Raw genomic sequence first — 17633 nt, forward strand, 5'->3', positions numbered from 1 at the left:
GAGTTGCCCGGTGGCGCTACGCTTACCGGGCTTACAACATTACGGCATCGCCGGTGGCGTAATGCCAAAGTGATCCCAGGCCCGCACCGTCGCCATGCGCCCGCGTGGCGTACGCTGCAAAAAGCCCTGCTGGATCAGGTACGGCTCCAGCACATCTTCAATGGTTTCCCGCTCTTCACCAATGGCTGCCGCCAGGTTATCCAGCCCCACCGGTCCGCCAAAGAACTTGTCCAGCACCGCCAGCAGCAGCTTGCGGTCCATATAGTCAAAGCCTTCGGCATCCACATTTAACATATCCAGCGCCTGGGCGGCGATATCCAGCGAAATGGTGCCGTCGTGCTTCACTTCGGCAAAATCACGCACCCTGCGCAGGAGACGGTTGGCGATACGCGGCGTACCGCGGGAACGCTTCGCCACTTCAAAGGCCCCCTCCTCGCTCATCTCCAGCCCCATATAGCGCGCGCTACGGCTGACGATGTACTGGAGATCGGGCACCTGATAAAACTCCAGGCGCTGGACGATGCCAAAACGATCGCGCAGCGGCGAGGTTAACGAGCCCGCACGGGTGGTTGCGCCAATCAGGGTAAACGGCGGCAGATCGATCTTAATCGAGCGCGCGGCCGGGCCTTCGCCAATCATGATATCCAGCTGGTAGTCTTCCATCGCCGGATAGAGCACCTCTTCTACCACCGGTGACAGACGGTGGATCTCATCGATAAACAGCACATCGTGGGGTTCGAGGTTGGTCAGCATCGCCGCCAGATCGCCGGCCTTTTCCAGCACCGGACCGGAAGTGGTGCGCAGATTGACGCCCATCTCATTGGCGACAATATTGGCGAGGGTGGTTTTCCCCAGCCCCGGAGGGCCGAAAATCAGCAGGTGATCGAGGGCGTCACCGCGAAGTTTAGCTGCCTGGATAAAGATCTCCATCTGCGAGCGCACCTGCGGCTGGCCAATATACTCATCCAGCAGCTTCGGGCGGATCGCACGGTCCACCAGATCTTCTGCCTGAACGTTGCCTGCCGAGACCAGACGGTCTGCTTCAATCATCCTTTACCTCACAATGCGGCGCGCAGCGCTTCACGAATCAGGGTTTCACTGGTGGCGTCCGGTTTCGCAATTTTGCTGACCATCCGGCTCGCTTCCTGAGGTTTATAGCCCAGCGCCACCAGCGCGGCAACCGCTTCCTGCTCCGCATCATCGTCAGTCGGACCGGCAGGGGAAGTCAGGACCAGATCGGCTGCTGGCGTAAACAGATCGCCGTGCAGGCCTTTAAAGCGGTCTTTCATCTCGACAATAAGGCGCTCGGCCGTTTTCTTGCCGATGCCAGGGAGTTTCACCAATGCTGCCAGCTCTTCACGCTCAACGGCATTCACGAACTGCTGCGCCGACATCCCGGAGAGGATCGCCAGCGCCAGTTTTGGACCGACGCCGTTGGTCTTAATCAGCTCTTTAAACAGCGTACGTTCCTGTTTGTTATTAAAGCCAAACAGCAGCTGAGCATCTTCACGAACGATAAAGTGGGTAAAAATTATCGCTTCTTGTCCCACTTCCGGCAGTTCGTAGAAACAGGTCATCGGCATATGCACTTCATAGCCCACGCCTCCGGTCTCAAGCAGCACTATCGGGGGTTGTTTTTCGAGGATGATGCCTCTGAGTCTGCCTATCACGTGACGCTCCTGCGTTAAGAACTAAAATTTACCGCTGCCATCATAAAAAAAGGCTGGATAAACATCCAGCCTGATTTTTCATTTAGCGTAATCGACCTCGCGCCAGATTAAGCCGCGATTCGCTTATTTGCATCGCATTCTGGGTAACGTGGCAGTGGGTTATCGCGATGGCCAGCGCATCGGCGGCATCCGCCTGCGGATTGGCCGGCAGCTTCAGCAAGGTACGCACCATGTGCTGCACCTGACTTTTATCTGCCCCGCCATTTCCCACCACGGTTTGCTTAACCTGTCGCGCGGCGTATTCGAATACCGGCAGATCCTGATTCATCGCCGCGACAATCGCCACGCCGCGGGCCTGACCGAGCTTCAGCGCCGAGTCGGCATTCTTCGCCATAAACACCTGTTCGATGGCGAAAAAGTCCGGCTGGAACTGGGTGATGATCTCCGTCACGCCTGCGTAGATAAGCTTCAGGCGCGACGGCAGATCCTCTACTTTGGTACGGATACAGCCGCTGCCAAGGTAGGTCAACTGACGCCCGACCTGGCGAATAACGCCATAACCGGTGATGCGTGAGCCCGGGTCAATGCCGAGGATAATTGCCATCACGCCTCTCCGGTTGTCGGTTTAAGCTCAGCCATTACAGCGTTGCCGCAACCTCGTCGGAGATTTCACCGTTGTGGTAAACTTCCTGCACATCGTCGCAATCTTCGAGCATGTCGATCAGACGCAGCAGTTTTGGTGCCGTTTCCGCATCCATGTCCGCTTTGGTGGACGGGATCATGGTGACTTCAGCCGCATCGGCTTTCAGGCCTGCTGCTTCCAGAGCATCACGCACCGCGCCCATCTCTTCCCATGCGGTATAGACATCAATCGCGCCGTCGTCATAGGTCACCACGTCTTCAGCACCCGCTTCCAACGCCGCTTCCATGATCGCGTCTTCGTCGCCTTTCTCGAAGGAGATCACGCCTTTTTTGCTGAACAGGTAGGCTACGGAACCGTCAGTGCCCAGGTTGCCACCGGTTTTGGTGAAGGCGTGACGCACTTCGGCTACGGTACGGTTACGGTTGTCGGACAGGCACTCGATCATCACTGCGGTGCCGCCTGGACCGTAACCTTCATAAATGATGGTTTCCATGTTCGCGTCATCATCGCCGCCTACGCCACGGGCGATAGCACGGTTCAGGGTGTCACGCGTCATGTTGTTGCTCAGCGCTTTATCGATCGCCGCACGCAGACGTGGGTTGGAGGCAGCATCGCCGCCGCCCAGACGGGCAGCCGTCACCAGCTCACGAATGATTTTGGTAAAGATCTTACCGCGTTTGGCATCCTGTGCCGCTTTGCGGTGTTTGGTGTTGGCCCACTTACTATGACCTGCCATAGAAATATCCTCAAAAAGCGCGCCCTATCAGGCGGCGTTAATTACAAATTCTTCAATCGCCTGCCGGTTGCTCCACGACTTGGTTAAGGTTGCGGCCTCGGCCGCGTTAACCCAGCGGTAGGTCAGGTGTTCGGTGAACGCGATCTCCCGCTCGTGGGGAAGCGCAAGGCAGAACCAGGATTCCGTATTGCGTTCAGTCCCCGGCGCATAGCGATGACGTAAATGGCTAAAAATTTCAAAATCCACCGTGCGCTGACAGTCCTTCAGGGTCAGTTGCTCGCGAGCAACGTCAATGGTGACCTCTTCCTTTACTTCGCGCGCGGCGGCCTGCAGCGCGGTTTCACCCTCTTCCAGGCTGCCGGTAACCGACTGCCAGAACGCGGGATCGTCGCGCCGCTGCAACATCAGCACCCGCTTCGTGTCCTGGGCATAAATGACAACTAAGACAGAAACGGGAAGCTTATATGTCATATCAGTTTTTCTCTTCCTTTTTCACCACTTCGATACCCAGCTCGCTCAGGGAGGTTGGGTTAGCAAAGCTTGGCGCTTCGGTCATCAGACAGGCAGCGGCGGTGGTTTTCGGGAAGGCGATAACGTCACGGATGTTGTCGGTGCCGGTCAGCAGCATGGTCAGGCGATCCAGACCAAAGGCCAGACCTGCGTGCGGTGGGGTACCGTACTTCAGGGCATCCAGCAGGAAGCCGAACTTCTCGCGCTGTTCCTGTTCGTTGATACCCAGAATACCGAACACCGTCTGCTGCATTTCCATGCTGTGAATACGCACGGAACCGCCGCCCACTTCGTAGCCGTTGATGACCATGTCGTAGGCATTCGCCACCGCATCTTCCGGTGCCGCTTTCAGCTCTGCCGCGCTCATCTCTTTTGCCGAGGTGAACGGGTGGTGCATTGCGGTCAGACCGCCTTCGCCGTCGTCTTCAAACATTGGGAAGTCGATAACCCACAGCGGCGCCCATTTGGCTTCGTCGGTCAGGTTCAGATCTTTACCCAGCTTCAGACGCAGTGCGCCCATGGAGTCGGCCACCACTTTCTTGTTGTCCGCCCCGAAGAAGATCATGTCCCCGTCCTGGGCTTCAGTACGCGCCAGAATGGATTCAACGATCTCAGCATTGAGGAATTTGGCCACCGGGCTGGTGATGCCTTCGATGCCTTTCGCGCGCTCGGTGACTTTGATGTAAGCCAGGCCTTTCGCGCCATAAATCTTGATAAAGTTGCCGTAGTCGTCGATCTGCTTACGGCTTAAGCTCGCGCCACCCGGTACACGCAGGGCAGCCACGCGGCCTTTCGCATCGTTAGCCGGGCCGGAGAAGACCGCGAACTCAACGTCTTTCACCAGGTCGGCAACGTCCACCAGCTCCATCGGGTTACGCAGGTCTGGTTTGTCAGAGCCGTAGCGACGTTCGGCTTCGGCGAAGGTCATGATCGGGAAGTCGCCCAGATCCACACCCTTCACGTCCAGCCACAGGCTGCGTACCAGCGCTTCCATCACTTCACGCACCTGCTCGGCGGTCATGAAGGAGGTCTCGACGTCGATCTGGGTAAATTCAGGCTGACGGTCAGCACGCAGATCTTCGTCGCGGAAGCATTTAACGATCTGATAGTAACGGTCGAAACCGGACATCATCAGCAACTGTTTGAACAGCTGAGGAGACTGTGGCAGCGCATAGAATTTGCCTTTATGCACACGGGATGGCACGAGGTAGTCACGCGCGCCTTCCGGGGTCGCTTTGGTCAGCATCGGGGTTTCGATATCGAGGAAACCGTGATCGTCCATAAAGCGGCGCACCAGGCTGGTGATTTTGGCACGGGTTTTCAGGCGATCGGCCATTTCAGGGCGACGCAGGTCGAGGTAGCGGAATTTCAGACGCGCTTCTTCGGTATTGACGTGGTTGAAATCCAGCGGCAGCGATTCTGAACGGTTGATAATGGTCAGATCGGTCGCCAGCACTTCAACTTCGCCGGTCGCCATGTCGCTGTTGATGTTCTTTTCGTCACGCGCACGCACGGTGCCGGTCACCTGGATGCAGAACTCATTACGCAGCTCAGAGGCCAGCTTTAACGCGTCGGCACGATCTGGATCGAAAAATACCTGCACGATGCCTTCGCGGTCGCGCATATCGATAAAGATAAGGCTGCCAAGATCACGACGACGGTTAACCCAACCACACAGGGTCACCTGCTGTCCGACGTGGGACTGACGCAGCTGCCCGCAATATTCTGTACGCATGAGATATCCCTTAACTTAGCCGCAGGCTACAAGGTCGCAGCTTTTTGTATTTCAAACTGGATGAAAAAAGGCGGCTATTATACTGGAAATTCCGCCAGACGATAAGAGAGAAGCGCGCCAGACGCGCGATTGCTGCTCGCATCTTGCATATTCTCACAAAAATTAACAAAAATATCAGGCCCGGAACACGCCATGGCAGCGTAAGGTATTCACCACGCTAACTATTTAACAGGAAAAACCATGTTGACATTCGACGCCGCTAAAACCGCCCTGGTAGTTATTGATTTACAGGAAGGGATCCTGCCCTTTGCCGGTGGCCCGCATACGGCACAGGAGGTGGTCAGCCGCAGCGCCCGTCTGGCAGAAAAATGCCGCGCCAGCGGTTCGCCGGTAGTGATGGTCCGCGTAGGCTGGTCCGCAGACTTCGCCGAGGCGCTGAAGCAGCCTGTCGATGCCCAGGGCGCGGCTCATGCCCTGCCGGACAACTGGTGGGACTATCCACTGTCACTCGGCAAGCAGGAGAGCGATATTGAAGTGACCAAACGCCAGTGGGGCGCCTTCTACGGCACCGATCTGGAGTTACAGCTGCGCCGTCGCGGGATCGACACTATAATTCTGTGCGGGATCGCCACCAACATTGGCGTGGAATCCACCGCGCGCAACGCCTGGGAGCTGGGTTTTAATCTGGTGATCGCCGAAGATGCCTGCAGCACGGCCAGCACCGAGCAGCACCAGGCCAGTATGAACTATATTTTCCCGCGCATTGCCCGGGTGCGCAGCACTGAAGAGATTATCAACGCACTATGATCTATCTGGGGTTACCCCAATGGTCGCACCCGAAATGGGTGCGGCTGGGCATTACCGGTCTTGAGGAGTACGCTCGCCACTTTAACTGTGTGGAGGGTAACACCACGCTGTACGCCCTGCCGAAGGCCGAGGTGGTGGCGCGCTGGCGGGAGCAGACCAGCGACGACTTTCGCTTCTGCTTTAAATTCCCGGCCACCATCTCCCATCAGGCCGCGCTGCGCAACTGCGACGATCTCACGGAAGAGTTTTTCACCCGGCTGTCGCCGCTGGCCAACCGCATCGGCCAGTACTGGGTTCAGCTTCCTGCCACCTTTGGGCCCCGCGATCTGCCCGCGCTATGGCAGTTTCTCGACGCCCTGCCCCGGGAATTTACCTACGGCGTGGAAGTTCGTCATCCTGAGTTCTTTATGAAAGGCGAGGCGGAGCAAGCGCTCAACCGCGGTCTGTATGAGCGCGGCGTCAATAGAACGATCCTCGACAGCCGTCCGGTGCATGCCGCCATCCCGCACAACGAGGCGATCATCGACGCCCAGCGCAAAAAACCGAAGGTGCCGGTCCATGCGGTGATGACCGCCAGCAATCCGATGGTGCGATTTATCGGCAGCGACAATATGGTGCAAAACCAGGCGCTGTTTGCCGTCTGGCTGCAAACCCTGGCGAAGTGGGAACAGGCCGGTACGCCTTATCTTTTTTTACACACTCCCGATATTGCTCAGGCGCCTGAACTGGTCGATGCTCTCTGGCAAGCCTTGCGGGAAGTGGCGCCATCAATGGGCGACGCCCCTAACATTCCGCAACAATCTTCTCTTTTCTGATCCCAGCCCCTATCATAGAAGTGCCATCTGCCAAAAAACAGGGAGTTTGTATGGTTTGCGCGCTGTATGCGGTGCTGGGTGCGTTGCTGTTAATTAAGTTTTCGTTCGATGTTGCGCGCCTGCGGATGTTGTACCGCGTGTCTTATGGCGACGGTGGGTTTTCGGAGCTGCAAACCGCGATCCGCATTCATGGCAATGCGGTGGAATACATTCCGGCTGCCCTGATTTTGCTGTTGTTTATGGAAATGAACGGCGCTGAGACCTGGATGTTGCATGTCTGCGGCCTGCTGCTGATCCTTGGGCGTTTGATGCACTACTATGGCCTTCATCAACGCCTGTTCCGCTGGCGCCGCTCCGGCATGAGCGCCACCTGGTGTTCGCTTGTGCTAATGGTGCTGGCTAACCTGTGGTATATGCCGTGGGAGTTGGTTTTCTCATTGCATTAGCGCACAATACGCCCCTTTATTTTTCCCGGATTTTTACGTTATGTCAGATCGCGACACGCTTTTTTCTGCGCCTATCGCCAGTCTGGGCGACTGGACCTTCGATGAACGGGTAGCTGAAGTCTTCCCGGATATGATCCAGCGCTCGGTTCCCGGCTACTCCAATATCATCTCCATGATCGGCATGCTGGCGGAACGTTTTGTTCAGCCCGACACGCAGGTCTACGATCTGGGATGTTCGCTGGGCGCGGCCACGCTGTCGGTTCGTCGTAACATTAAGCACGACGGGTGTAACATCATCGCCGTCGACAATTCACCGGCGATGGTTGAACGCTGCCGCCGTCATATCGACGCCTGGAAAGCCCCCACCCCGGTTGACGTGATCGAAGGTGATATCCGCCATATCGAGATTAAAAACGCCTCGATGGTGGTGCTGAATTTCACTCTGCAATTCCTGGAGCCCGACGATCGTCAGCTGTTGCTGGACAAAATTTATCAGGGGCTGAACCCTGGTGGCGCGCTGGTGCTGTCGGAGAAATTCAGCTTCGAAGATGCCACCGTTGGTGAGCTGCTGTTCAACATGCACCACGATTTCAAGCGGGCCAACGGCTACAGCGAACTGGAGATTAGCCAGAAGCGCAGCATGCTGGAGAACGTGATGCTGACCGACTCGGTCGAAGCCCACAAAGCCCGCCTGCACAAGGCCGGATTCGAGCACAGCGAGCTGTGGTTCCAGTGCTTTAATTTTGGCTCCCTGGTGGCGCTAAAAGGCGGTAACGCATGATCGATTTCGGTAACTTTTATCAGCTGATTGCTAAAAATCACCTGTCGCACTGGCTGGAAACCTTGCCAGCGCAGATCGCTTCCTGGCAGCGCGAGTCCCTGCACGGTCAGTTTAAACAGTGGAGCAACGCGGTCGAATTTCTGCCGGAGATGACCCCGTACAAACTGGATCTGCTGCACAGCGTCACCGCCGAAAGCGAACAGCCGCTGAGCGAAGGCCAGATGGTGCGTCTCGACAAGCTGATGCGCAATCTGATGCCGTGGCGTAAAGGGCCGTTCTCCCTGTACGGCATGAATATCGATACTGAATGGCATTCGGACTGGAAATGGGATCGCGTGTTGCCGCACCTGTCCGACTTAACCGGGCGCACCATTCTGGATGTGGGCTGCGGCAGCGGGTATCACCTGTGGCGCATGATCGGCGCGGGCGCCCATCTGGCGGTCGGGATTGATCCGATGCAGCTGTTCCTGTGTCAGTTCGAAGCGGTGCGCAAACTGCTGGGCAACGACCAGCGCGCGCACCTGTTACCGCTGGGCATTGAGCAGCTACCGGCGCTGGCGGCGTTCGATACCGTCTTCTCGATGGGCGTGCTCTATCACCGCCGTTCCCCGCTGGAACACCTCTGGCAGCTGAAAGATCAGCTGGTCAGCGGCGGTGAGCTGGTGCTGGAGACGCTGGTGATTGAAGGCGACGAAAATGCGGTGCTGGTGCCGGGCGATCGTTACGCCCAGATGCGTAACGTTTACTTTATCCCGTCGGCGCTGGCGCTGAAAAACTGGCTGGCGAAGTGTGGGTTTGTTGATATCCGTATCGCAGACGTCTGCGTCACCACCACCGAAGAGCAGCGCCGCACCGAGTGGATGACCACCGGGTCGCTGGCCGAGTTCCTCGACCCGAATGACAGCAGCAAAACGATTGAAGGTTATCCGGCGCCAGTACGTGCGGTGTTGATTGCCACCAAACCGTAGCGTTTAGCCGGGTGGCGGCTTCGCCTTACCCGGCCTACAAAAACTGCGGACAAAAAAAGACCCCTGTTGAAATTGCAGGGGCCTGGTACAAACAAGCATCATGTTGGGCGACATGATGCGCGGTAAAAACTGTATTAACGACAATACCTTTCGATTATCGCCTTCATCTCTGCAACCGACTCTCCGTCTACGCCATAGCGGGAATATTCATCCGCTTCGGCCTCCGTCGACATCGACAAGCCTGTGTTGCGATAGCGCATGGGTGACGGTAACCACTTACCTGCCGAGCTGTGAAGCTCGAATACCCCTGCCTGTAAAAACGTTTCCAGGTTAGCGGCGCGAACGCCAGCACCTGCCATTATTATTGGAACACCTGATTGTGCTTTTAGTTCCTTAATTAATGAAATACCTTTTTCGGCAGTGGCTTGTTGGCCCGACGTGAGCACCCGCGCGACCCCCAGTTCCGCCAGATTTTCAAAGGCTTGCTGTGGGTTTACGCACATATCGAAGGCGCGATGAAAAGTTACCGCCATCCCCTGCGCGGCGGCCATAATCTGGCGCATGCGCGGCATATCGATATGGCCATCCTCATCCAGCAGGCCGGTTACCAGCCCCGGGAAACCCAACTGCTTCACCAGGGCGATATCCTCCAGCATGGCGTTAAATTCGCCGGTGCTGTAGCAAAAGTCCCCACCGCGCGGACGGATAATCGGGTGCACCGGGATGGTCACCGCCTTACTAACCGATTTCAGCACGCCATAAGAGGGGGTCAGTCCGCCCTCTTTCGGGGCCGCACAGAGTTCAATGCGATCGGCGCCATGCGCCTGCGCAGTCACGGCACACTCCAGGCTGTAACAACAGATCTCCAGCAATGCCATAAAACCTCCTTATTGTTCGCTGGCGACAATCTCTTCGATGGTCCAGGGATGAAACTTCACCGTCACGCTGCCGTCGGTGACCGCGAGGGTTGGATTCGGCAGGCGTTCGCGCTCCCCTTTTGGCGAGCTGGTTTTGACAAAGATCCCCGGCTGGCTCAGTCCGTCGTCAGACAGCAGCGCCAGGGCGCGGGCATTCAGGGACTCGGGGTCGCCAGACAGCACGATTTCGATGTGCTCCCAGCCTTCATGGGGATAGCGTTTCTCACCCGGCCACGGCAGTTCAACCACGTCGAAACGCCAGTGGGCGACGCAAACCGGCTCGTGCAGCTTAAACAGGCAGATCGGACGACCATTGATAATGTTCTCCGAGAGCAGCTCGCCGCACTGCTCAAACCCGCGCCGCCAGCGATCGGCGGTGGCATTCTGGTGGCAACGCAGGGAGATATGATCCGCGGCTAGCGGAGCGATATCCAGACCCAGCCTCCCGGCCAGCGCCGTAAAGGCCCCGGTGAAACGCGGTAAATCCGCTGCAATGTCCTGCAGCTCGTCAACAGATTGCCAGTTCGCCATCATTGATACTCTTATCGTCATGCAAAAGCGTTAATTTACTCTGTTGCCGGCCGGCGACCAACCGCTGATTTGAGCCAGTGCTGACGGCAACGGGCAATTGCAGTATACTCCCGGCCTAAATTCTTTAACGGGCGCGGCGGCATGATGGCCCGCGTCAAAAATGTAAGGTATCCCGGTGAATATTCAGGCTCTTCTCTCAGAAAAAGTCAGTCAGGCACTGATTGCTGCAGGCGCACCTGCAGACTGTGAACCGCAGGTTCGTCAGTCAGCGAAAGTACAGTTTGGCGACTATCAGGCCAATGGCGTGATGGCAGTGGCTAAAAAACTGGGCATGGCGCCGCGACAACTCGCAGAGCAGGTCCTGACGCATCTGGATCTCCAGGGTATCGCCAGCAAAACCGAAATTGCCGGGCCGGGATTTATCAATATCTTCCTCGACCCAGCCTTCCTGGCACAACACGTTGATGCGGCCCTGAAATCCGACCGTCTGGGCGTGGCGCAGCCAGAAGCCCAAACCATCGTTGTCGACTACTCCGCTCCGAACGTGGCGAAAGAGATGCACGTCGGTCACCTGCGCTCCACCATCATCGGCGACGCCTCGGTGCGCACCCTTGAGTTCCTCGGTCACAACGTGATCCGCGCGAACCACGTCGGCGACTGGGGTACCCAGTTCGGCATGCTGATCGCCTGGCTGGAAAAACAGCAGCAGGATAACGCCGGTGAGATGGCCCTGGCGGACCTCGAAGGCTTCTACCGCGACGCGAAAAAGCACTACGACGAAGACGAAGTCTTTGCCGAGCGCGCGCGTAGCTACGTCGTGAAACTGCAGGGTGGCGACGAGTATTTCCGTCAGATGTGGCGCCAGCTGGTGGACATCACCATGTCCCAGAACCAGCTCACCTACGATCGTCTGAACGTGACCCTGACCCGTAAAGACGTGATGGGCGAGAGCCTGTACAACCCAATGCTGGCCGGTATCGTGGCCGATCTGAAGGCTAAAGGGCTGGCGGTGGAAAGCGAAGGTGCAACGGTGGTATTCCTTGATGAGTATAAAAACAAGGAAGGTGAACCGATGGGCGTCATCATCCAGAAAAAGGATGGCGGCTACCTCTACACCACCACCGATATCGCCTGCGCGAAGTATCGTTTTGAGACCCTGCATGCGGATCGCGTGCTCTATTACATCGACTCCCGTCAGCACCAGCACCTGATGCAGGCGTGGACCATCGTGCGCAAAGCGGGCTATGTACCGGATTCCGTGCCGCTGGAACACCACATGTTCGGCATGATGCTGGGCAAAGACGGCAAGCCGTTCAAAACCCGTGCCGGCGGTACCGTGAAGCTGGCGGATCTGCTGGACGAGGCGCTGGAGCGTGCCCGCCGTCTGGTGGCCGAGAAAAACCCGGACATGCCTGCTGACGAGCTGGAAAAACTGGCCAACGCCGTGGGTATCGGTGCGGTAAAATACGCGGATCTCTCCAAGAACCGTACCACCGACTACGTATTTGACTGGGATAACATGCTGGCCTTCGAAGGCAACACCGCGCCATACATGCAGTATGCCTACACCCGCGTGCTGTCTGTATTCCGTAAAGCGGCCATCGACGAAAGCGTGCTAGCCCAGGCGCAGGTCATCATCAGCGAAGATCGCGAAGCACAGCTGGCGGCCCGTCTGCTGCAGTTCGAAGAGACGCTGTCCGTGGTGGCCCGCGACGGTACGCCGCACGTGATGTGTGCCTATCTGTACGATCTGGCTGGCCTGTTCTCCGGCTTCTACGAGCACTGCCCTATTCTCTCCGCCGAGAGTGAAGCAGTACGTAACAGCCGCCTGAAGCTGGCGCAGTTGACGGCGAAGACCCTGAAGCTGGGTCTGGATACCCTGGGTATCGAAACCGTCGAACGCATGTAATGACGAGAACGTCCGCCTCTGACGAGGCGGACGTTTTATTACAGGGTGTCGTAGTCACCCACTAACACGTCGTAATCTTCAACATCCCACTCTTTATTCTGGTAGCTAATACAGCATCCTTTTAACAGGTGCGAACCGGCTTTACCCACGAACAACCCGTTCGGGAATTTCGCTCGTGCTACATAGAGTTTTTTGCCATCGGCTTCTTCGCCCGCCTGAATTGCCCCTGCCGGGATCGCCTTGCCGTGAACCCGGACCCATTTCACCGGTCCGACGTACACCTCAAATTCCCGGCAAATATACTCCTTACCCCCAAAGGGAATATAGGCTCCAAACCCGTAAGCTAATTTCCCGGGATGTATACCGCCCTTATAATTAGCACGAACAATAAATAAAGGGATGGGGATATGGACACCCGGTGCGTTATTTTCATAACCTGCAACAGGTGCACCCAGAGCAATAAAAACATCAGTGGACTTCTGCCACATGATTCTATCCTTATTGATAAAGCCACAGAGGTAAAATAACGCACCGGCGTTTAAATGGCAGAGATCTGGGAAATGGAAAGTTGATTATCCGACGAGAGGTAAACAACCACTTTGACCAGCGTCGGTTCTACCGGGTGAGGGCTTATCAACCGGCACTCCGCAACGTAAGCATGCTGTAAGCCTGCGACAACCTGACTGCCAATGTAGAGCAGCGGGGTATACTTCGCCCCCTCAAAGTTGCGAAACGCGGTCTCGAATAAAGACATTTGTTCCAGCGTCATGCCAGACAGGTTTTTATTTACTTTTACGTCTATTTTCCAGCCACCGGGTACCATGTTCATAAATATGCATCCTTGTATTTTTCGTTAGAAGAATGTCTAACGCGAAATAAAAATACGCCTGCCGCGAATAATATATTGCGTGTTAACTCACAAATTAAAGAGAATGTAACTGATAATTAATTCATTTTTCCAGAGCGTATATTTCCATTAATCATTCAGGAATAATATAAATAAAAAACCGCCCCCACGTTGGCAGGGGCGGTTTACTATCAATGCATCAGAAATATTTACGTAAATATTCCGTCAGACAGAGGATCGCCATCGCCTGACCGTACGGCATCGAGGTTAACGGGATCTGGCGATAGAATTCCAGATCGCTGCCCATCCCGGTTCCGAACGAGGTTTGCAGCAGTTCGCCTTCCGGGGAGATGTTCTTCACGATCCCGCGAATGGCTCTCTCGGCCACCTCCGCATACTCCGCTCCCACATAGCGCTTACGCACTGCTTTCAGGATCCCGTAGCTGAACCCGGCGGTAGCGGAGGCCTCCAGATAGGAGTTCGGATCGTCGAGTAAAGTGTGCCACAGGCCGCTTTCGTCCTGGCACTTCGCCAGGGCGGCAATCTGCGCATTCAGCACCTGCACCAGATAACGGCGCACGGCGTTGTTTTCCGGCAGATCCACCAGCTCGAGGAAATCCGGGATCACGATGGTCAGCCAGCTGTTGCCGCGCGCCCAGCGGGCGTTGGCGAAGTTGTGCTGCCCCTCGTAGTCCCAGCCGTGGAACCACAGCCCGGTCTCCCGATCCATCAGGTTTTGCACGTGCAGCAGGAACTGATACACCGCCTCTTCCACGTACTCAGGCTTATTAAGCAGCTTGCCGATCTTCGCCAGCGGCAGGACGGTCATCATCAGGGTGTCGTCCCACATCTGCTGGTGGTTCTCTTCCGCCAGGGTGATGTGCTGCATGCCGCCATGATCGGTGCGCGGCATCTCAACCATCGCCCACTCGGCCCAGCTCTCCAGCCACGGCAGCCAGGCCGGGTTACGCGTCTCTTCATAACGATACGCGAGGGTCAAAAACGGCGACATGGTGTTGACGTTTTTGGTGGTGGCCCCTTCGGCAAAGCGCTCGGCAAACCAGCTGTCGATAATATCGCGCATCCCTTGATCGCCGGTCTGGCAGTAATACTGCCAGATGCCGTAGAGACCGACCCCGTGGGTCCACTCCCAGCCCGCCCAGCCTTTAGTGTCGATCACCCGCCCGTCGTCCAGCCGCAGTAAAAACTCGCCGGTTTTATCGTGAATGTTCACCAGGTTATGCGTCACTTTCTGGATCAGCGCTTTCAGTTCATCTCTGGCGATAAAACGCTCTGGCTGACGCAGTAACGGGCTATGTTTGACAGGCCAAACCTTCATAATCTTAACCTCTGTTGTATGTCGAATTCAGTGGAGCACGTTCTTTCAGGGACGGTGCAGCAGGTTTATTGCGATTCAGATAACCGATGTTGTTATTACCCCACAGGCAGTCGTACGGCATCCCGGCCAGCATTTCTACCGTGGCGCGGGCCTGCGGTGTGGCGGCATCCGGCATCGCACGACCGGACTCACGCATTTTGGCCGTCTCTTCCCGCAGCGTGCTGTGCGTTTGTAAGTTCAGCTTAAAGCGCAGGGAGACCAGGAAGCCGCAGCACAGCACCAGGATGGTGCCGACGCTCAGGATCATCAGAATGGTGTGGCTCACCTCTTCAGGCTGCACCTTCTGACCGCTGACAAAGCCGGACATTTGCATGACGATACCCACCAGCATGATGGCCCCCGCCTGCGACGCTTTACGGGTCAGGGTCATGATCCCGGCGAAGATGCCCTCGCGACGTTGACCGGTGATCACTTCATCGACGTCAGCGATGTAGGTGTAGGTGTTCCACGGCACATAGTTGATCCCCCCGCGGCCCAGGCCCGCCAGAGCAGAAACCAGCAGCAGCAGCGCGTAAATGTCGCTCATGCCCGCGTAATAGAGACCGGCGTAGGACATTGAGGCCAGACCGAACAGCACCACCACCATGCGGTAGGACGGTGCCGGTCCAAAGCGGATACACAGCGGGATCATGGCGATCACGGCAAGGAACTGGAAGATGGCCATGGTGCCCAGCAGGTTCGACGCCATCGACGCCTCCTGCATCAGCACAAAGACCACGTAGTAGGTGAAGACGGCGTTGAAGACGTCCTGGGCGATATAGCCCCCGAGGTACATCCCCAGATGCTGACGGAAAATCTTGATCCGCAGCGTGGAGCTTAACTCAACGAACAGACGGTTCAGGCTCTGGCCGAGGGTCAGTTTTTTCTTCTCTTCTTCAGCGCGCAGCGCGGCTTCGGTCCACTCTTCACGCGGGCGCTCCCAGGTGAAGAACCAGACGAAGGTCAGCATCAGGGCGCAGAGCACCGAGAACACCAGGCTGGCATAGAAGAAGGAGACGGCGTTGTCTTTCCCGAAGTGGGTTAACAGAATACCCGGCAGGAACGAGGCCAGAATGGCTGACATCTGTGCCATGGAGATACGCGCGCCGGAGAATTTGGTTTTCTGTTTGAAATCATCGGTCATTTCCGGTACCAGCGTTTCGTACGGTACCAGGATCATGGTGTAGACGATATCGAAGATCAGATAGGTCAGCAGGTAGTACCAGAAGCCCATATCCCCGACCCACATCAGCGAGTAGCTGAAGACGCAGGGGATACCCAGCAGAATAAAGAACTTACGACGGCCAAAGCGTTTGCCCAGCCAGGTGGTACCAAAGTTATCGGTCAGGAAGCCCATCAGCGGACTGACGACGGCATCCAGCACCCTCGCCGCGGCAAAAATAAATGTCGCTTCAATCGGCGTAAGGCCACAGAAGGTGGTATAGAAATAGAGCAACCAGGCAGCCGTCAGCGCTGTGGTTCCCGCCCCGAGAAAATCGCCCGATCCGTAGGCCAGATAGTTTGCGAGTCCAATTTTACGTGTTTTCATTACCGTCGACCCTGTAAGTTTCAGATGACTCCCGGTTAGCCCGGAGGGAACGGGAGTGACTACAGGGTTACAGTAAGAGTATCCCTACGCGGATACCTTTCTGTTTCTGCCACCGCCGGACGGCAACTGGCAAAAATGCAAAGAGATTTACTACGCGCGTCACTCTTTTATAAAACAGCGTTTCTCTTGCTTCAAAAGACGGGGTCAATTATGCGAGCCAGTCATCAGAATGGACTGATAACTGGCGAAAAAGCGATCAGTCGACGTTCTCTGCCGCCGCTTTTGTCGGCAAACAGCATAGCCAGAGGAGATAAAGCGCCGCTAAGAAACTGAGTATGAGGCTGATGATCTTCATCACCTGCTCTGCGAGGTTTTCATCTACCAGGATAAGCATAACCTGATGAATACCGGTCAGAATGAGCGGCAGGATCAGCAGGTTCATCAGCAGCGCCCCGCCAAACCACCAGCCTGATTTTCCGGCATCGTGCATCCTGCGGATGCCCAGCGAGACGACTGGCACGAGCAATATTACCGGGGCCAGCGCACTGAGGGGAAGCCAGACATACCAGGCCCAGACCAGCATTATCCCGCCCCGACTGGTACTATCGGCAACTGAAACGACCAAAAGGAAATAGCTCAGCATCGCAATGAACAGAATAATCACTATATTCATCACTATGAATGACCAAAATTCTTGCCGTGTAATTCGACCTTTATATACAAAAGTCTTTTTCCAGCCGTCAAAATAACAATCCTTGATACCTTTGTTCATATGTTCATCCTTTTACAATCCCTGTCCCTGACGTTATTAAAGAATCACTTATTGCGTTTTTTTGAGCGTATCAATGACCAGACCTTCAGCGTCTCTGACGTTAGCAATAAAACGAGTGCCAACCCTATCCCTCCTGGGTTAATGCCTTTCAGGATCCAGGGCAAAAAGGAGAGTGAGGGCACAACCAACAGCAAGCGCAAGGGGGTTTGCGCGGCCACCAGGTAGCCGACCTTATCCCATGCGATAAGGAGCAACACAGCGGAAAAAGCAATGGAAAGGGTTGTTATCATTGACAGGATAAATATTAAAATAAGCCAGTAACCGCCACCCTGCTCTGTGTAAAGCTGATTAAAACTTAAAATATCATCAATTAAAGGAATACGACCATCGGCAATACTTTGCCAGACATAGGCTGCCAGATATATAACATCCATAACGCCCCAGAACATACACACTTGCCGAAAGCTTAATTTCATACATGCTTCCTTTCCATTATTGCTATCCATCATTGATATGTAGATATCACAGTATCTCATCGTGTAGCCTATATTCTCCGGAGGGTGACATCCAGGGATATTCTCTAAATAAGAACCGCGAGGGGCAGGAATAGCAGGAAGGA

General features: G+C 55.8%; 20 protein-coding genes. 6 read left to right on the forward strand and 14 right to left on the reverse strand.

The features are described 5' to 3' along the window. Positions 1–39 precede the first annotated feature (39 nt). The 6 genes from ruvB to aspS all read right to left on the reverse strand — a co-directional run bounded on the left by ruvB (position 40) and on the right by aspS (position 5294). Complete coding sequence (ruvB, locus tag M8318_RS16555) at positions 40–1050, reverse strand: Holliday junction branch migration DNA helicase RuvB (protein ID WP_262663572.1); 1011 nt, start codon at positions 1048–1050, stop codon at positions 40–42. A gap of 8 nt (positions 1051–1058) precedes the next feature. Further along, positions 1059–1670 carry a Holliday junction branch migration protein RuvA gene (gene ruvA, locus M8318_RS16560; RefSeq protein ID WP_106993328.1) on the reverse strand — a complete coding sequence of 204 codons (612 nt, stop codon included), beginning with the start codon at positions 1668–1670 and terminating at the stop codon, positions 1059–1061. 82 nt (positions 1671–1752) lie between these two features. Beyond that, entirely contained in the window at positions 1753–2274 is a 522-nt protein-coding gene (ruvC, locus tag M8318_RS16565) for a crossover junction endodeoxyribonuclease RuvC (protein ID WP_106993329.1), read from the reverse strand. 34 nt (positions 2275–2308) lie between these two features. Continuing rightward, positions 2309–3049 (reverse strand): YebC/PmpR family DNA-binding transcriptional regulator, encoded by a 741-nt coding sequence (locus M8318_RS16570; RefSeq protein WP_106993330.1) that lies wholly within the window; start codon positions 3047–3049, stop codon positions 2309–2311. Positions 3050–3076: 27 nt separating this feature from the next. After that, positions 3077–3520 carry a dihydroneopterin triphosphate diphosphatase gene (gene nudB, locus M8318_RS16575; RefSeq protein ID WP_262663573.1) on the reverse strand — a complete coding sequence of 148 codons (444 nt, stop codon included), beginning with the start codon at positions 3518–3520 and terminating at the stop codon, positions 3077–3079. Position 3521: 1 nt separating this feature from the next. Continuing rightward, positions 3522–5294 carry an aspartate--tRNA ligase gene (aspS, locus tag M8318_RS16580; protein WP_262663574.1) on the reverse strand — a complete coding sequence of 591 codons (1773 nt, stop codon included), beginning with the start codon at positions 5292–5294 and terminating at the stop codon, positions 3522–3524. A gap of 240 nt (positions 5295–5534) precedes the next feature. On the opposite strand from aspS, the gene M8318_RS16585 reads away from it, so the two are divergent. From M8318_RS16585 to cmoB, 5 genes are read left to right on the forward strand one after another with little or no spacing between them, the layout of a single operon-like run. Next, positions 5535–6101: a hydrolase gene (locus M8318_RS16585; RefSeq protein ID WP_262663575.1), complete on the forward strand. Its 567-nt coding sequence runs from the start codon at positions 5535–5537 to the stop codon at positions 6099–6101. Further along, positions 6098–6916, forward strand: coding sequence for a DUF72 domain-containing protein (locus tag M8318_RS16590; RefSeq protein WP_262663576.1), 819 nt, complete (start codon positions 6098–6100; stop codon positions 6914–6916). Before M8318_RS16585 ends, M8318_RS16590 begins: the two co-directional genes overlap by 4 nt. Positions 6917–6966: 50 nt before the next feature. Then, on the forward strand, positions 6967–7362 hold the full coding sequence (locus tag M8318_RS16595) for an MAPEG family protein (RefSeq protein WP_106993335.1): 396 nt from the start codon (positions 6967–6969) through the stop codon (positions 7360–7362). A gap of 40 nt (positions 7363–7402) precedes the next feature. Continuing rightward, positions 7403–8143, forward strand: a complete 741-nt coding sequence (gene cmoA / locus M8318_RS16600; RefSeq protein WP_225758531.1) for a carboxy-S-adenosyl-L-methionine synthase CmoA — start codon at positions 7403–7405, stop codon at positions 8141–8143. Continuing rightward, on the forward strand, positions 8140–9111 hold the full coding sequence (gene cmoB, locus M8318_RS16605; protein ID WP_262663578.1) for a tRNA 5-methoxyuridine(34)/uridine 5-oxyacetic acid(34) synthase CmoB: 972 nt from the start codon (positions 8140–8142) through the stop codon (positions 9109–9111). Before cmoA ends, cmoB begins: the two co-directional genes overlap by 4 nt. Before the next feature lie 134 nt (positions 9112–9245). Here cmoB and cutC read toward each other — a convergent pair whose 3' ends face one another. Then, the gene (cutC, locus tag M8318_RS16610; protein ID WP_262663579.1) at positions 9246–9989 is read right to left on the reverse strand and encodes a copper homeostasis protein CutC; all 744 of its coding nucleotides are present in this window, start codon (positions 9987–9989) and stop codon (positions 9246–9248) included. A gap of 9 nt (positions 9990–9998) precedes the next feature. Continuing rightward, on the reverse strand, positions 9999–10559 hold the full coding sequence (locus tag M8318_RS16615; protein ID WP_262663580.1) for a VOC family protein: 561 nt from the start codon (positions 10557–10559) through the stop codon (positions 9999–10001). A gap of 175 nt (positions 10560–10734) precedes the next feature. On the opposite strand from M8318_RS16615, the gene argS reads away from it, so the two are divergent. After that, entirely contained in the window at positions 10735–12468 is a 1734-nt protein-coding gene (gene argS / locus M8318_RS16620; RefSeq protein WP_262663581.1) for an arginine--tRNA ligase, read from the forward strand. Between the two features lie 38 nt (positions 12469–12506). Here the strand turns inward: argS and M8318_RS16625 are convergent, their stop codons facing one another. The 6 genes from M8318_RS16625 to M8318_RS16650 all read right to left on the reverse strand — a co-directional run bounded on the left by M8318_RS16625 (position 12507) and on the right by M8318_RS16650 (position 17490). Then, on the reverse strand, positions 12507–12956 hold the full coding sequence (locus tag M8318_RS16625) for a DUF3421 domain-containing protein (protein WP_262663582.1): 450 nt from the start codon (positions 12954–12956) through the stop codon (positions 12507–12509). Between the two features lie 50 nt (positions 12957–13006). Then, a complete protein-coding gene (locus tag M8318_RS16630; protein WP_262663583.1) occupies positions 13007–13297 on the reverse strand; it encodes a hypothetical protein in 291 nt (96 codons plus the stop codon). A gap of 217 nt (positions 13298–13514) precedes the next feature. Next, positions 13515–14654 carry a beta-galactosidase BglB gene (gene bglB / locus M8318_RS16635; RefSeq protein ID WP_262663584.1) on the reverse strand — a complete coding sequence of 380 codons (1140 nt, stop codon included), beginning with the start codon at positions 14652–14654 and terminating at the stop codon, positions 13515–13517. A gap of 4 nt (positions 14655–14658) precedes the next feature. Beyond that, entirely contained in the window at positions 14659–16242 is a 1584-nt protein-coding gene (locus M8318_RS16640) for an MFS transporter (RefSeq protein ID WP_262663585.1), read from the reverse strand. Between the two features lie 256 nt (positions 16243–16498). Further along, a complete protein-coding gene (locus tag M8318_RS16645; RefSeq protein WP_262663592.1) occupies positions 16499–17014 on the reverse strand; it encodes a DUF805 domain-containing protein in 516 nt (171 codons plus the stop codon). A gap of 44 nt (positions 17015–17058) precedes the next feature. Further along, the gene (locus M8318_RS16650) at positions 17059–17490 is read right to left on the reverse strand and encodes a hypothetical protein (protein WP_262663593.1); all 432 of its coding nucleotides are present in this window, start codon (positions 17488–17490) and stop codon (positions 17059–17061) included. Between the last annotated feature and the right edge of the window lie 143 nt (positions 17491–17633).

Origin of the sequence: Leclercia tamurae, assembly GCF_025566055.1 — a bacterium.
Taxonomy (GTDB): Bacteria; Pseudomonadota; Gammaproteobacteria; order Enterobacterales; family Enterobacteriaceae; genus Enterobacter; species Enterobacter tamurae.

Coding starts and splice junctions, on each gene's coding strand:
- M8318_RS16645 (WP_262663592.1), bottom strand. CDS start 17,014: ATGAACAAAGGTATCAAGGATTGTTATTTTGACGGCTGGAAAAAGACT.
- ruvB (WP_262663572.1), bottom strand. CDS start 1,050: ATGATTGAAGCAGACCGTCTGGTCTCGGCAGGCAACGTTCAGGCAGAA.
- M8318_RS16570 (WP_106993330.1), bottom strand. CDS start 3,049: ATGGCAGGTCATAGTAAGTGGGCCAACACCAAACACCGCAAAGCGGCA.
- cmoA (WP_225758531.1), top strand. CDS start 7,403: ATGTCAGATCGCGACACGCTTTTTTCTGCGCCTATCGCCAGTCTGGGC.
- ruvC (WP_106993329.1), bottom strand. CDS start 2,274: ATGGCAATTATCCTCGGCATTGACCCGGGCTCACGCATCACCGGTTAT.
- M8318_RS16650 (WP_262663593.1), bottom strand. CDS start 17,490: ATGAAATTAAGCTTTCGGCAAGTGTGTATGTTCTGGGGCGTTATGGAT.
- aspS (WP_262663574.1), bottom strand. CDS start 5,294: ATGCGTACAGAATATTGCGGGCAGCTGCGTCAGTCCCACGTCGGACAG.
- M8318_RS16625 (WP_262663582.1), bottom strand. CDS start 12,956: ATGTGGCAGAAGTCCACTGATGTTTTTATTGCTCTGGGTGCACCTGTT.
- M8318_RS16590 (WP_262663576.1), top strand. CDS start 6,098: ATGATCTATCTGGGGTTACCCCAATGGTCGCACCCGAAATGGGTGCGG.
- M8318_RS16595 (WP_106993335.1), top strand. CDS start 6,967: ATGGTTTGCGCGCTGTATGCGGTGCTGGGTGCGTTGCTGTTAATTAAG.
- cmoB (WP_262663578.1), top strand. CDS start 8,140: ATGATCGATTTCGGTAACTTTTATCAGCTGATTGCTAAAAATCACCTG.
- M8318_RS16630 (WP_262663583.1), bottom strand. CDS start 13,297: ATGAACATGGTACCCGGTGGCTGGAAAATAGACGTAAAAGTAAATAAA.
- nudB (WP_262663573.1), bottom strand. CDS start 3,520: ATGACATATAAGCTTCCCGTTTCTGTCTTAGTTGTCATTTATGCCCAG.
- bglB (WP_262663584.1), bottom strand. CDS start 14,654: ATGAAGGTTTGGCCTGTCAAACATAGCCCGTTACTGCGTCAGCCAGAG.
- M8318_RS16615 (WP_262663580.1), bottom strand. CDS start 10,559: ATGGCGAACTGGCAATCTGTTGACGAGCTGCAGGACATTGCAGCGGAT.
- M8318_RS16640 (WP_262663585.1), bottom strand. CDS start 16,242: ATGAAAACACGTAAAATTGGACTCGCAAACTATCTGGCCTACGGATCG.
- M8318_RS16585 (WP_262663575.1), top strand. CDS start 5,535: ATGTTGACATTCGACGCCGCTAAAACCGCCCTGGTAGTTATTGATTTA.
- cutC (WP_262663579.1), bottom strand. CDS start 9,989: ATGGCATTGCTGGAGATCTGTTGTTACAGCCTGGAGTGTGCCGTGACT.